Origin of the sequence: Sphingomonas swuensis, from assembly GCF_039538045.1 — a bacterium.
In the GTDB taxonomy this organism is placed as follows: Bacteria; Pseudomonadota; Alphaproteobacteria; order Sphingomonadales; family Sphingomonadaceae; genus Sphingomicrobium; species Sphingomicrobium swuense.
Map to the genome: position 1 here is coordinate 2,529,215 of NZ_BAABBQ010000001.1, position 12,606 is coordinate 2,541,820.

Here is a 12,606-nt window from a genome sequence, read left to right on the forward strand (position 1 = left end):
CGCCGCTGGACAAGCGCGGCGGGGCTGGTAGCGCTGCGGTCCATGCCCTTGTCCGCAGCCACGTCCGCCCGCGAGATCCTGACCGGGCTTCACGACGTCATGGCCAAGCGCGGGTCGGCGCAGGCCAAGCTCGACCATGTCGTCGACCTCATCGCCGAGGCGATGGGCTCGGAGGTCTGCTCCATCTACCTGCTCCGCGCCGGGGCGCTCGAGCTGTCGGCGACCAAGGGCCTCAACAAGAGCGCGGTCCACGTCACGCGACTGGCGCTTGGCCAGGGCCTGGTCGGCACCATCGCCAACGAGGAGCGGATCCTCAATCTCGCCGAAGCGAGCAGCCATCCCGCCTTCGCCTATCGCCCGGAAACCGGCGAGGAGGCCTTCCACAGCTTCGCGGGCGTGCCGATCATCTTCCGCGAGCGGGCGATCGGGGTGCTTGCGGTGCAGCATGCCGAGCCGCGCGCCTATGCCGAGGTCGAGATCGAGGCGCTCCAGACGGTGGCGATGGTGCTGTCCGAGCTGATCGCCGGAGCGAGGCTGGTCGATGGGGCCGAGCGGCGCCGCGGCCAGGGCGAGGGCATGATCCGGCTCGCCGGGCTCAAGCTGGTCGCGGGCATGGCGCGCGGCCACGCGGTCTTCCACCAGCCGCGGGTGGTGGTCGAGCATACCGTTTCCGAGGATCCCGAGCTCGAGCGGGCGCGGGTCGTCGCCGCCTTCCGCAAGATGCGCGAGCAGATCGAGCAATGGACCCGCGAAGCCGAGTTCGGGACCGCGGGCGAACATCAGGAGATCCTCGAGACCTACAAGATGTTCGCCTATGACGAGGGCTGGGTCCGGCGGATCAACACGGCGATCGACAGTGGGCTGACCGCCGAGGCGGCGATCGAGCGGGTCCAGCAGCGGACCCGGGCCCGGATGCTCGAGATCGACGATCCCCTGCTCAAGGAGCGGATGCACGACCTCGAGGACCTCTCCAACCGGCTGATGCGGATCGTCAGCGGGCGGATCGGGACCGCGGCGCAGTCGGGACTGGCGCGCGACGCGGTCCTGATCGCGCGCAACCTCGGGCCCGCCGAGCTGCTCGAATATGACCGGCGCCGGCTGAAGGCGGTGGTGCTCGAGGAAGGCTCGCTCACCGCCCATGTGACGATCGTCGCCCGGGCGATGGGCGTGCCGGTGATCGGGCGGGTCAAGGACATCGGCCATATCGCCGCCGAGGGCGACGCGGTGCTGGTCGACGGCAACCAGGGCAGCCTGGTGGTCCGGCCGACCCGGCCGATTGCGAGCAGCTTCGACAATCGCATGGCGATGAGCCAGAAGCGCCGCGCCGAATATGCCGCGATCCGGGGCCTTCCGGCGGTCACTCGCGACGGGCTGCAGACGACCCTGATGGTCAATGCCGGCCTCGCCGAGGATGCGGCGACGCTCGACGCGACCGGGGCCGACGGAATCGGGCTGTTCCGGACCGAGTTCCAGTTCCTCGTCTCGGCCGCGCTTCCCGGACGCGACGCACAGTTCAAGCTGTACCGGCAGGTGCTCGACGCGGCAGGCGAGCGCCCGGTGGTGTTCCGCACCGTCGACATCGGCGGCGACAAGGCCCTGCCCTATCTGAACGACATCCGCGACGAAGCCGAGAACCCGGCAATGGGCTGGCGCGCGCTCCGCCTCAGCCTCGAGCGGACCGCGCTGATGAAGGCGCAGGCACGGGCGCTGATCGAGGCCGCCGAGGGGCGGACGCTGCGGGTCATGTTCCCGATGATCTCCGAACCGTGGGAATATGAGGAAGCCCGCGCGCTGTTCGAGGCGCAGGTCGAGTGGGTGCGCGAGCGGCGGCAAGGTCCTTCGCGGATCGAATATGGCGCGATGCTCGAGGTGCCGAGCCTGGCCGAGATGCTCGACCAGTTGCTGCCGCGGATCGACTTCCTGTCGATCGGGACCAACGACCTGACCCAGTTCCTGTTCGCCGCCGACCGCGCCGATCCGCGGCTGGCGCTTCGTTACGACTGGCTGAGCCCGGCGATCCTCCGCTTCCTCCGGAGGGTGGCGCGCGAGGCGAGCGCCGCCGGCGTTCCGGTGCGGGTGTGCGGCGAGATGGGCGGGCGCCCGCTCGAGGCCATGGCGCTGATCGGGATCGGGATCAGCAACTTCTCGATCACGCCGGCGGCAGTGGGCCCGGTCAAGGCAATGGTCCGCTCGCTCGACGCCTCGGCAATTCGGACCAAGGTCGAGCAACTGCTTGCCCGCCCGCCCCGCGACATGCGCAAGGTGCTCGGCGACTGGGCCAAGCGGCACGGAGTGGCGGTCGGCTGAATGTCGCCAAGTTGACGGATGCGCGCTTGGCCGCGACAAGACGGAACCTGTGGCACCAGAGTTCGGGTGGGGATCTTTAATGGATGAAGAGACGGCCGAAACGGCGACGGTAGGCGAACAGCTCCGTGCCGCTCGCGAGGCGCAGGGGATCACGCTGGAGGATGTCGCCTCCCGCACGCGCATTCCGACCCGCCATCTCGAGAGCCTCGAGCTTGGCGAATGGGCCAAGCTTCCTGCGCCGACCTACACGATCGGCTTCGCCAAGAGCTATGCGGGCGTGGTCGGGCTCGACCGCCGCCAGATCGGCGAGGACCTCCGGGCCGAAATGGGCGGCGGCGCGCTGGCGGCGCGGCCTGAGGCGCAGGTGTTCGAGCCGGCCGACCCGGCGCGAGTGATGCCGCGCTGGCTCATGCTCGCCGCGCTGCTGCTGCTGGTCGCCGCGGTCGCCGCCTTCCTCTACATGCGCAATCAGGATCTGACGGCACCCGACGAAGTCGCCGAGGCGCCGGCGACGAGCGAGGCTTCGCCGGCCGGGTCGGTCCCCGCCTCCGCCGCTCCGAACGCGACCCCGACCGGGCCGGTGGTGATCACCGCCAACGAGCAGGTCTGGTTCCAGGTGCGCGAGCGCGGCGGCCGCAACCTGTTCCAGGGCGAGCTTGCCCCGGGGCAGAGCTTCGAGGTCCCCGCCACCGCCACCGCGCCGGTCCTTCGGACGGGTCGGCCGCAGTCGATCCGGATCTCGGTCGGAACCGCCGACGCGCCCGCCGTCGGCCCTGCCGACACGCTGGTCAGCAACGTCAGCCTGGCCCCTACGGACCTGATGCGTGGCCCCGCGGCAACGGCTCCGGCCGCGGTGCCGCCGGTCACTCCGTAGTTCATTGACCGGCAAGCCTGCGACTCCCACGAACAGAGCCATGATGCGCACCCTGACCTTCAGCCTTTCGGCCGCCGCCCTCTTCCTTGCCGCGCCGGCCTCCGCCCAGCGGCAGCCCACCCCCGAGCAGCGGATCGACCGGCTCGAGCGGCAGACCCGCCAGATCCAGCGCCAGGTCTTCCCAAAGGGCCAGCCCGCCGACACCGCCGGCGTCGACGACAGCCCGGCCGCGAGCCAGGTGGTGGTGGTCGCCTTGTCCAATCGGATCGACGCGCTCGAGCGGCAGCTGGCCGAGAGCACCCGGCTGGCCGAGGAGAATGGCAATCGCGTCGCGACGCTCGAGACCGAGCTGGCGCGGATGCGGGCGGACGTCGACGCGCGTCTGCGCCGGATCGAGACCGCAGCCCCGGCCGAACCCGCCGCGACCTCAAGCGGCAGCGAGACCACCGCTCCCGCGGTAGCGGAAACCCGGCCCGAGCCGGCCGCCACTGCCGCCACGCCGAGGCCTGTCCGCACCGGCAATCTCGATGCCGACGCCGAGGCCGCCTATGACGTCGGCTACCAGCTGTGGCTGCAGAAGAAGTATCCGCAGGCGATCGCCGCGCTGCGCGCGATGTCGTCGAGCTTTCCGGGGCATCGCCGGGTGAGCTGGGCCAACAACCTCGCCGGCCGGGCGCTGCTCGACAGCGGGCAGCCGCGCGCCGCCGCCGAGGCGCTGCTCGCCAACTATCGCGGCAATCGCAACGGCGAGCGGGCCGCCGACAGCCTCTTCTATCTCGGCCAGTCGCTGGTCGCGCTTAAGCAGCCGGCGCAGGCGTGCAAGGCCTATGCCGAGCTCGAGGAGGTCTATGGCTCGACCATGCGCGCCGACCTCCAGAAGCTGCTTCCGCCGGCCAAGGCCAAGGCGAAGTGCTGATCGCCGCCGTCGTCCCGGCGAAGGCCGGGACCGCGGGCCATGTCGCGCCGACCTCCTGAGGTTACGGCCTTCGCCGCGAGGCTCGGCCAGACCCTCGACCGGCTGGTGCCCGAGGGCGAGCTGGGAGTGGCGGTATCGGGCGGTCCCGACAGCCTGGCTTTGCTGCTTCTCGCCGCCGAGGCCCGCCCCGGACAAGTAAAAGCGGCGACGGTCGACCATGGCCTGAGGCCGGAGAGCGCCGCCGAAGCGGCGTTCGTTGCCGATTGCTGCACGCGGCTCGGCATCCCTCACGACGTACTGACCGTGACCGTCGCGTCAGGCGCGAGCCTTCAGGCGCAGGCTCGAACGGCCCGCTACGCGGCGCTGGCGGCCTGGGCGGAGCGCTTCGGCCTGGCGGCGGTCGCGACCGCGCACCATGCCGACGACCAGGCCGAGACCTTGCTGATGCGGCTGGCACGAGGAAGCGGGCTCGCCGGGCTGGCAGGGGTACGCGAGAGCCGTGCGCTGACCGACCGGGTGCGGCTTGTCCGGCCGTTGCTCGGACTGCGCAAGGCGGCGCTGGCGGCGGTGGTCGAGGCGGCCGGACTCGAGCCGGTCGACGATCCCGCCAACGCCGATCCGCGGCACGATCGCAGCCGGGTGCGGTCCCTGCTCGGACGGACCGAATGGCTCGATTCGGCCCGCCTGGCGCGATCGGCGACCGCGCTGGCCGAGGCGGAAGAGGCGCTGGCCCATGCCGCGAACCGGCTGGCGAATGAGCGGCTTGTCCGGTCCGAGCATGGCGTGCGGATCGAACCACACGATCTGCCGGCGGAGTTTCGCCGGCGGCTGCTGCTGCTTGGCTATGACCGGCTCGGCCTGGCCCGGCCTGACGGGCCGGAGATCGAGCGGGCGATGCGGCAGCTCGAGGCAGGCACGCGCGTCACCCTCGGCGGCGCGCTCCTCGAGGGCGGGACGGTCTGGCGGCTCTCCCCGGAGCCGCCGCGCCGATCCTAGTTGGCGCTGATCGCGGCGGCCATGCTGTCGCCGAAGCTGACCCGGCGGAGCCAGCCGGCGAAGCCGTCGTAGATGGTCCGCGCGGCCTGGGCGATGGTGGTCGGCCGGTCGGCCCCGCCGCGGGCGAAGAAGGCGACCGCGAGGCGGCGGCCATCGGGCATGGTGATGAAGCCGACGTCGCTGGTGTAGTTGTTGAGGGTGCCGGTCTTGTGCGCGATCGGAACCCCGGTGAGCATGCCGCGCATGCGGTTCTTGCCGGTGGCGCAGCGCGCCATGACGTCGAGCAGGTAGAGGCGGCTGGCGGGGGTCAGAACGTTGCCCTTGTCGATCGTCCGAAGCATCGAGACCATCGCGAGGGGGGTCGCGCTGTCGCGCATGTCCCACAGGTCGCGCTTGTCGGCGAGAAGCCGGGCGATTGTCCGGTCGACGCGCACGCCGCGGACCTGGTTGAAGCTCAGCCAGCTCTGGATCGCCGACGGACCGCCGAGATTGTTGATGAGATGATCGGTCGCGACATTGTTCGACTTGGTCATCATCGCCTCGATCAGCGACCGGGCGCTCTGCCCGGCGATGACCGTGTTGAGGCTGCGGCGGCCATGGTCGACCTGCGCAAGGTAGGCGGCGGCGACCGCGACCTTCATGGTCGAGGCCATCGGATAGGCCTTGTCGCCGTTAACCGCGACGGTCTCTCCGGTCGCGAGATCGAGCGCGGCGACCCCGACGTCGCCCGAACGGTTGGCGAGGAGCGAGGCGAGCTGCTGCTCGACCGGCTGCAGTGCGGGATTCGACGAGGCCAGCGCGGGCACGGCCGCGGTGAGGCTGAGAATCCATGCGAGCAGTGCGAGAACGCGCATCCAGGCTCCATCAGAAGGAAGGGAAGAACCGACGTTCCCACGACTATCGCGGCGATCGGCCCAACGGTTCCTTAACGGTAGAGGCATGTTCCTTGGCGGGACAAGAACTTGCCGTCGCGGTGAGGCGAATGGTGGCCTCGACGCGCCGAGTCGAATCCTCGACACGGTCGCCCGGCCCTCTAGGCGGAGCGGGACGGCTCACCTACATTGTCGGCCATGGACGATAAGAACAAGAAGCCCGGCAACGCCTGGACCAAGAGCCTGCTGATCTGGGTCGGCGTGCTGTTCGCGCTGGTGCTGTTCGCGCAGATGCTCGACGGTGGAAGCCGCGCCCAGGCCGGCAACTCGGTCGCCTACAGCGACTTCGTGCGGCAGGTCGAGGACCGCAACGTCAAGCAGGTCACGATCGCAAGCACCAGCAGCGGCAACCAGCTGATCACCGGCAAGCTCGCCAATGGCGAGAGCTTCCGCACCACCGCTCCGGCCGACGCACAGGTCACCGAGCGGCTGGTCCAGCGCGGCGTGCAGGTGCAGGCCAAGGAAGCCGAGCAGTCGAGCTTCTGGCTGATCCTCCTCTACCAGTCGATGCCGTTCCTGCTGATCCTCGGGATCAGCTTCTTCATCATGCGGCAGATGCAGAAGAACGCCGGTTCGGGCGCGATGGGCTTCGGCAAGAGCCGGGCCAAGGTGCTCACTCCCAAGGAAGGCCGAGTGACGTTCGCCGACGTCGCCGGCATCGACGAGGCCCGCGAGGAGCTGCAGGAGATCGTCGAGTTCCTCAAGGATCCGGGCCGCTTCGCCCGGCTCGGCGGCAAGATCCCGAAGGGCGCGCTGCTGGTCGGCTCGCCCGGTACCGGCAAGACGCTGCTCGCCCGCGCCATCGCGGGTGAAGCGGGCGTGCCCTTCTTCACCATCTCGGGTTCGGACTTCGTCGAGATGTTCGTCGGCGTCGGCGCGAGCCGAGTCCGCGACATGTTCGCCGAGGCCAAGAAGAGCGCGCCGTGCATCGTCTTCATCGACGAGATCGACGCCGTCGGTCGCCATCGCGGCGCCGGGCTCGGCAACGGCAACGACGAGCGCGAGCAGACCCTCAACCAGCTGCTGGTCGAGATGGACGGGTTCGAGGCCAACGAGGGCATCATCATCATCGCCGCGACCAACCGTCCCGACGTGCTCGACCCCGCCCTGCTTCGTCCGGGCCGCTTCGACCGCCAGGTTATGGTGCCGCGCCCCGACATCGAGGGCCGCGAGCAGATCCTCGCGGTGCACATGAAGAAGGTGCCGCTGGCGCCCGACGTCGACGGCCGGGTGATCGCCCGCGGAACCCCGGGCTTCTCGGGTGCCGACCTCGCCAATCTCGTCAACGAGGCGGCGCTGCTCGCCGCCCGGCGCGGCAAGCGGCTGGTCGCGGCGCAGGAATTCGACGACGCCCGCGACAAGGTGATGATGGGCGCGGAACGCCGCTCGATGGTCATGACCGAGGACGAGAAGCGGATGACCGCCTATCACGAGGCGGGCCACGCGCTGGTGTTCGCGCACGAGCCGACCGCCGACCCGATCCACAAGGCAACGATCATCCCGCGCGGCTTCGCGCTGGGCATGGTCCAGCCGCTTCCCGAGCGGGACAGCTATTCCTACCACCGCGACAAGATGCACGCCGACCTGGCGGTGGCGTTCGGCGGGCGCGTCGCGGAAGAGCTGATCTTCGGCCACCACAAGGTGTCGTCGGGTGCGCAGAGCGACATCCAGCAGGCGACCCGACTGGCCCGCGCGATGGTCACCAAGTGGGGCATGTCGGACGCGCTCGGACCGCTCGACTTCTCCGAGGGCGACGAGACCCCGACCGGCTATTTCGCGCCGCAGCAGAAGCGGATGAGCGGCGAGACGATCAAGCTCATCGATTCGGAAGTGAAGCGGTTCGTCGAAGGCGGCCTCGAGCGGGCCCGGCAGATCCTGACCGACCATGTCGACCAGCTCCACCTCATCGCCAAGGCGCTGCTCGAATTCGAGACGCTGACCGGCGAAGAGATCAAGACGCTGCTGGCGGGCGGCTCGATCGATCGCGGATCGTCGGCCAGGCCGATCTTCCCGACGGCGGGCGCGGGCATTCCCAAGACTCGCCGTCCGGGCGCGATCGGCGGAGCGGCACCCGCCGGCGCCTGACGCGTTACCAGCATCTCAACGGCAAACCCCTTTCCGGCGCTTGCCGGGAAGGGGTTTGTCTTATGCGTTATCTGGTCACCGTCCTGATTGCCGCCAGCGCGATCGCCACGCCCGCCGCCGCCGCGGCACCGGGCACCGCGCAGAACTTCCTGACGCGCGCCGAGCGGCTGCTTGGCAAGGGACCGCTGGCGCTGGTCGATGGCGACTACAAGCGACTGCAACGCGAGGGGACGGCGGCGGGCGACAGCATCCGGCTGGAGCGCGAAGCGGCCGAGAAGGCCGGGCGCAAGATTCTCTATTGCTCGCCCAAGCCGCGCGCCGAGCTTGGTAATATGGAGTTCATCAAAGGTCTGCGAGCCATTCCTCAACAGCAGCGTGAGCGGATCAGCCTGCGGCAAGGCATGCTGATCGTGTTGCAGCGCAAATATCCTTGCCGGGGCTGACCGGCGGCATCGATGGGGGTGGAATGCGGCTGGTTCTTCTGATCACGGGATTGATGATGGCCAGCGCGGCGAGCGCGCAGAGCATGCCACTGGCGGAATTCGTCAAGCGCGGCACGGCGCTGGAGAAGAAGGGCATGCTGGCCCTGCTCCACAAGGGCGAGATCAACGTCCTCATGGCCCAGATGAAGGGGTCCGGCGAGGCGCTCAAGGCCGAGCAGCTGGCGGCCGAAAAGAGCGGCAAGCCCGGAGTCTATTGCCGCCCGGCGGGTCAGAAGAGGGTGGGCTTCAGTGCGCAGCAGTTGCTGGCAGAGCTTCGCGCCATTCCCCCTGCCCAGTCCCGTTCGATGACGATTTCGGACGGCTTCCGCCACATCATGGTGAAGCGCTACCCCTGCCGCTAGCTCAGGCGACGAGGTTGAGCGCGACCATCGCCCCCGCGAACAGCAGCAGGGCGATGAAGGAGAAGGTCAGCAGCACGAAGGTGCGCAGCAGCGCGCTCCACCAGCGCAGCTGGTAGGCGCCCTTGAGCTGGCGATACATGTGGAAGGGCGGGACCAGCAGCAGCCACGGCGCCATGATGCCGGCTCCCACCACCACCAGCAGGCTTCCGGCAAGGATCAGAAGCATCATGAAGGACAGCGAGTAGGTCACGAACACCGCGTGATCGAAGACGTGCCGCCTGCTGAAAGGGAAGAGCAGGAACATGAAGGGCAAGGACAAGGGGATCAGCGCCCAGCTGTACTTGGACGCGGCTTCCTGGACGTGGCTCATGAATTCGCGGGGATTTGCGGCGACCTTGCGGACGCCCTCGACGACCCAAGCGGGCGCCCCGTCGTTGCCGCTCTCCAGTTCGGTCGAGAAGTCGCCCTTGATGGTCCGGTCGATGTCGGCGATTTCGCCTCGCTTGGCGGCGATCTGGCGATCCAGCTCGACCGTCGGAGACTTTGTGCGGACAGCCTCGGCCCGTTGCCGATCGAGCGCCGCAAGCTGGGCCTGATTTTCCGTCCGGGCCTTGGCGAGGCCGTTGTTGACGTTCAGTCCAGCCATCGCACCGCCCATCGAGCCCAATGCGGCGAACATCAGGAAGACGCTGAACAGGTAAAGCGCGATCGGCGAGATGAAGCGTGCGCGCTGCCCCTCGACGTAGCGGCGGGTAAGGTCGCCCGGGCACCAGGCAAGCATCGGCAGGGTGCGCCAGAAGCGGCTTTCGAAGTTGAACAGTCCGGCGAGAAGATCGCTGAAGAAGGCGGCGAGCGAGCGGTTGATCCGGGCCTTCTGCCCGCAGCTGGCGCAGAACGGGCCGCTCAGCGGCGCGGCGCAGTTGAGGCACTGCGCCTGCTGGGCAGCAGCGATGTCTTTGTCGAGCGCGTTCATCTGCCTTCCCCTGACGGCAGCCCCGAGAGTGGCAGAGGCGGGGCCGCCCTGCTAGCCCCTCGCCCGTGACACGGCGCATCGGGCTTCTCGGCGGCAGCTTCAATCCGGCGCACCGCGCGCACCGGGCGATGAGTCTTGCCGCGGCCAGTGCGCTCGGGCTCGACGAGGTGTGGTGGCTGGTCTCGCCCGGCAATCCGCTCAAGCCCAAGGCCGGGATGGCACCCTATGCGGCGCGACTCGCCTCGGCCCGGGAGATGGCCCGGCGGTCGCCGATCAAGGTCAGCGACATCGAGCGGCGGCTGGGCAAGGTCTACACCGTGGATACGCTCGAGGTTCTCGTCCGCCGCTACCCGCGCGATCGCTTCATCTGGCTGATGGGCGAGGATACTGTGGCGCAATTCCATCAGTGGAAAGATTGGCGGCGGTTGGCGGCAACGGTGCCGATTGCCGTTTTGTCGCGTCCGGGATATGATGACGAGGCTCGGACGGCTAGCGCTTCGGGCTGGCTCCGGCGCTTCGTCCGGCCCGGCAGCCAGGCAAAGCAGTGGACGCGGTGGAGTGCCCCGGCGATCGTCTTCCTGCGGCTACCGCCCGACCGGACTTCCGCCACGCAGCTCCGCGCCGCCGACCCCCGCTGGCACGAACGTTTCGTCCGCAACACGAACGCACCATCGTGCGTTGACCATTTGAGAGAGTACAGGAGAGACCTTGGCCGACACCCCTGAGCTGGCTGGTGCGCGCGCGCCGGCTTCCGTCGACGACCTTCACGCCGCGGTGATGCGCAGCCTCGACGACGATCAGGCCCTCGACATCGTTTCCATCCCACTCGCCGGCAAGTCGAGCATCGCCGACCATATGGTGATCGCCAGCGGCCGCTCGACCCGGCAGGTGGCGAGCATGGCCAACAAGCTCGCCGACCGCCTTAAGCAGGATTATGGCAAGCTGGTCCGGATCGAGGGCCTGCCGACCGCGGACTGGGTGCTGATCGACGCCGACGACATCATCGTCCACCTCTTCCGCCCCGAGGTCCGCAGCTTCTACAATCTCGAGCGGATGTGGGCGTTCGGCGACGACAAGGCGGTCGCGGCGGGGTGAGCTGAGGCTCGCCCCATGCTCCTTCACATCATCGCGCGCGGCAAGATCGGCCGCTCGCCCGAGGCCGAACTGGTCGAACGCTACATGAAGCGGCTGCAATGGCCGTCGAAGATCAGCGAGCTGCCCGACCGCGGCGGAACCCCTCCCCCTGCCCTCTCTCCGACCGTGACCGTCCTCCTCGACGAGCGCGGCAAGGCACTGGCGTCGAGCGACCTGGCCGAACGGCTCGGGCGCTGGCGCGACGAGGGACGGCGCGAGTGTCGCTTCCTGATCGGCGCCGCCGACGGCCATTCGGACGAGGTGCGTGCAGGCGCCGACCTGCTGCTGAGCTTCGGACCGGCGACCTGGCCGCACATGATGGCGCGGGCGATGCTGGCCGAGCAGCTCTATCGCGCCACCTCCTGGCTTGCGGGACATCCCTATCACCGGCAGGGTTGAGGCGATGCGAGCCCTCGCCCTCCTCCTTGCCGCGCCGCTGTTGCTGTCGGCGGCCGATCCGCTGATCGAGGCCGAGCGCGAGGCGCGCGCGGCAGAAGCCGAGCAGCGCCGGCTCGAGCAAGTCGAGAGCCAGGCCCGCGGCGCGGCGGCCAGGGCCTCGGCGGCGGCGGCGGCGGCGGCGCAGGCGATGCTCGCCGCCGACGCCAGGATCGCCGCGAGCGAGGCGGAACTGGCGAGCCTCGCACGACGCCAGGCGGTGCTTGACCAGAGACTGGCACAGGCGCGAGCGCCGGCCGCCAATCTCCTTGCCGGGCTGGTGCAGTCGGCTCGGCGACCGGCGTGGGTTGTTCTTGCAAGCCATGGCGGCGCCGACGAGCAGGTCCGGCTGGCGGCGCTGGTGCGGCACGTCCGGCCCGAGGTCGACCGGCGGAGCGCGGCGCTTCGCGGCGAGGTCGAGGCACTAAGGGCGGTGACCGAGCGGCAGCGCAGCCTGGTCGCCGCGCTCGGCGAGCAGCGCGCCGCCGCGAAGACGGCCCAGCAGCGCTTCGCAAGGCTGGAGCAGGACGCGCTTGCGGCCTCTGCGGCGAGCGGCCGGCAGGCACTTGCGGCCGGCGACACGGTGGTCGACCGGGCGGACCGGCTGGCCTCGCTCCGGAGCGAGACCGAGCAGCGTGCCGCGGCGAACCGGCTGGCGGCCGCGCTCGCGCAGCTGCCCGAAGCCGAGCCGCGCCCGGTCGCCGATGCCGGGTCCGCTCAAGCGGAGTCCTTCGCCTGGCGCGTTCCGGCGAGCGGGCGCCTGCTCACCGGGGTCGGCGAACTGATGGACAATGGCGTGCGCTCGCGCGGGCTGACGATCGCCGCCGGACGCGGCGCGCAGGTGGTTGCCCCGGCGGGCGGCACGGTCGTCTTCTCGGGGCCGTTCCGCCGCCGCGAAGGCGTGCTAATCATCGATCATGGCGGCGGCCGGATGACCCTCCTCAGCGGACTTCGCCCGACGCGCCGTGTCGGCGAGCGAGTCGCGCCGGGCGAGCGGGTCGGAAGCGCACTCGGCGACCTGACCGCCGAACTGTTCCGTGGCGGTACGGTGGAGCCGGCGGCCCTCATCGCCCGTTCATCCTGAATGCTGTTATGCGCTGGTCTAACCGG

Annotated in this window: 13 protein-coding genes; 11 read left to right on the top strand and 2 right to left on the bottom strand. The window is 69.7% G+C overall.

What is annotated here, in order from left to right:
* The first annotated feature begins 42 nt into the window (after positions 1–42).
* The 4 genes from ptsP to tilS all read left to right on the top strand — a co-directional run bounded on the left by ptsP (position 43) and on the right by tilS (position 5,093).
* Positions 43–2,307, top strand: a complete 2,265-nt coding sequence (gene ptsP, locus ABD727_RS12675) for a phosphoenolpyruvate--protein phosphotransferase (protein WP_344707748.1) — start codon at positions 43–45, stop codon at positions 2,305–2,307.
* 79 nt (positions 2,308–2,386) lie between these two features.
* On the top strand, positions 2,387–3,181 hold the full coding sequence (locus ABD727_RS12680) for a helix-turn-helix domain-containing protein (RefSeq protein WP_344707749.1): 795 nt from the start codon (positions 2,387–2,389) through the stop codon (positions 3,179–3,181).
* Between the two features lie 40 nt (positions 3,182–3,221).
* Positions 3,222–4,097: a tol-pal system YbgF family protein gene (locus ABD727_RS12685; protein ID WP_344707750.1), complete on the top strand. Its 876-nt coding sequence runs from the start codon at positions 3,222–3,224 to the stop codon at positions 4,095–4,097.
* A gap of 39 nt (positions 4,098–4,136) precedes the next feature.
* Positions 4,137–5,093, top strand: coding sequence for a tRNA lysidine(34) synthetase TilS (tilS, locus tag ABD727_RS12690; RefSeq protein ID WP_344707751.1), 957 nt, complete (start codon positions 4,137–4,139; stop codon positions 5,091–5,093).
* On the opposite strand, the gene ABD727_RS12695 is transcribed toward tilS, so the two are convergent.
* Entirely contained in the window at positions 5,090–5,947 is an 858-nt protein-coding gene (locus ABD727_RS12695; RefSeq protein WP_344707752.1) for a serine hydrolase, read from the bottom strand. The genes tilS and ABD727_RS12695 overlap by 4 nt on opposite strands.
* A gap of 216 nt (positions 5,948–6,163) precedes the next feature.
* Here ABD727_RS12695 and ftsH point away from each other — a divergent pair, with 216 nt between their 5' ends.
* The 3 genes from ftsH to ABD727_RS12710 all read left to right on the top strand — a co-directional run bounded on the left by ftsH (position 6,164) and on the right by ABD727_RS12710 (position 8,954).
* On the top strand, positions 6,164–8,110 hold the full coding sequence (ftsH, locus tag ABD727_RS12700) for an ATP-dependent zinc metalloprotease FtsH (RefSeq protein ID WP_344707753.1): 1,947 nt from the start codon (positions 6,164–6,166) through the stop codon (positions 8,108–8,110).
* A gap of 62 nt (positions 8,111–8,172) precedes the next feature.
* Positions 8,173–8,553 (top strand): hypothetical protein, encoded by a 381-nt coding sequence (locus ABD727_RS12705; RefSeq protein WP_344707754.1) that lies wholly within the window; start codon positions 8,173–8,175, stop codon positions 8,551–8,553.
* Between the two features lie 23 nt (positions 8,554–8,576).
* A complete protein-coding gene (locus ABD727_RS12710) occupies positions 8,577–8,954 on the top strand; it encodes a hypothetical protein (protein ID WP_344707755.1) in 378 nt (125 codons plus the stop codon).
* 1 nt (position 8,955) lies between these two features.
* Here the strand turns inward: ABD727_RS12710 and ABD727_RS12715 are convergent, their stop codons facing one another.
* Positions 8,956–9,927 carry a DUF3667 domain-containing protein gene (locus ABD727_RS12715; RefSeq protein ID WP_344707756.1) on the bottom strand — a complete coding sequence of 324 codons (972 nt, stop codon included), beginning with the start codon at positions 9,925–9,927 and terminating at the stop codon, positions 8,956–8,958.
* 65 nt (positions 9,928–9,992) lie between these two features.
* Between ABD727_RS12715 and ABD727_RS12720 the strand changes: the two genes are divergently transcribed.
* The 4 genes from ABD727_RS12720 to ABD727_RS12735 are packed head-to-tail and all read left to right on the top strand — an operon-like array spanning position 9,993 to position 12,580.
* Positions 9,993–10,652, top strand: a complete 660-nt coding sequence (locus tag ABD727_RS12720; RefSeq protein WP_344707757.1) for a nicotinate-nucleotide adenylyltransferase — start codon at positions 9,993–9,995, stop codon at positions 10,650–10,652.
* A 52-nt stretch (positions 10,653–10,704) separates the two neighbouring features.
* On the top strand, positions 10,705–11,022 hold the full coding sequence (rsfS, locus tag ABD727_RS12725) for a ribosome silencing factor (RefSeq protein WP_344708083.1): 318 nt from the start codon (positions 10,705–10,707) through the stop codon (positions 11,020–11,022).
* A gap of 15 nt (positions 11,023–11,037) precedes the next feature.
* Positions 11,038–11,460: a 23S rRNA (pseudouridine(1915)-N(3))-methyltransferase RlmH gene (locus ABD727_RS12730; protein WP_344707758.1), complete on the top strand. Its 423-nt coding sequence runs from the start codon at positions 11,038–11,040 to the stop codon at positions 11,458–11,460.
* Between the two features lie 4 nt (positions 11,461–11,464).
* Positions 11,465–12,580 carry a murein hydrolase activator EnvC family protein gene (locus ABD727_RS12735; protein WP_344707759.1) on the top strand — a complete coding sequence of 372 codons (1,116 nt, stop codon included), beginning with the start codon at positions 11,465–11,467 and terminating at the stop codon, positions 12,578–12,580.
* The last annotated feature ends 26 nt before the right edge of the window (positions 12,581–12,606 follow it).

Bases quoted from the DNA above. Each gene is read 5' to 3' on its own strand.
- ptsP (WP_344707748.1), top strand. From the start codon at position 43: ATGCCCTTGTCCGCAGCCACGTCCGCCCGCGAGATCCTGACCGGGCTT.
- ABD727_RS12680 (WP_344707749.1), top strand. From the start codon at position 2,387: ATGGATGAAGAGACGGCCGAAACGGCGACGGTAGGCGAACAGCTCCGT.
- ABD727_RS12685 (WP_344707750.1), top strand. From the start codon at position 3,222: ATGATGCGCACCCTGACCTTCAGCCTTTCGGCCGCCGCCCTCTTCCTT.
- tilS (WP_344707751.1), top strand. From the start codon at position 4,137: ATGTCGCGCCGACCTCCTGAGGTTACGGCCTTCGCCGCGAGGCTCGGC.
- ABD727_RS12695 (WP_344707752.1), bottom strand. From the start codon at position 5,947: ATGCGCGTTCTCGCACTGCTCGCATGGATTCTCAGCCTCACCGCGGCC.
- ftsH (WP_344707753.1), top strand. From the start codon at position 6,164: ATGGACGATAAGAACAAGAAGCCCGGCAACGCCTGGACCAAGAGCCTG.
- ABD727_RS12705 (WP_344707754.1), top strand. From the start codon at position 8,173: ATGCGTTATCTGGTCACCGTCCTGATTGCCGCCAGCGCGATCGCCACG.
- ABD727_RS12710 (WP_344707755.1), top strand. From the start codon at position 8,577: ATGCGGCTGGTTCTTCTGATCACGGGATTGATGATGGCCAGCGCGGCG.
- ABD727_RS12715 (WP_344707756.1), bottom strand. From the start codon at position 9,927: ATGAACGCGCTCGACAAAGACATCGCTGCTGCCCAGCAGGCGCAGTGC.
- rsfS (WP_344708083.1), top strand. From the start codon at position 10,705: ATGCGCAGCCTCGACGACGATCAGGCCCTCGACATCGTTTCCATCCCA.
- ABD727_RS12730 (WP_344707758.1), top strand. From the start codon at position 11,038: ATGCTCCTTCACATCATCGCGCGCGGCAAGATCGGCCGCTCGCCCGAG.
- ABD727_RS12735 (WP_344707759.1), top strand. From the start codon at position 11,465: ATGCGAGCCCTCGCCCTCCTCCTTGCCGCGCCGCTGTTGCTGTCGGCG.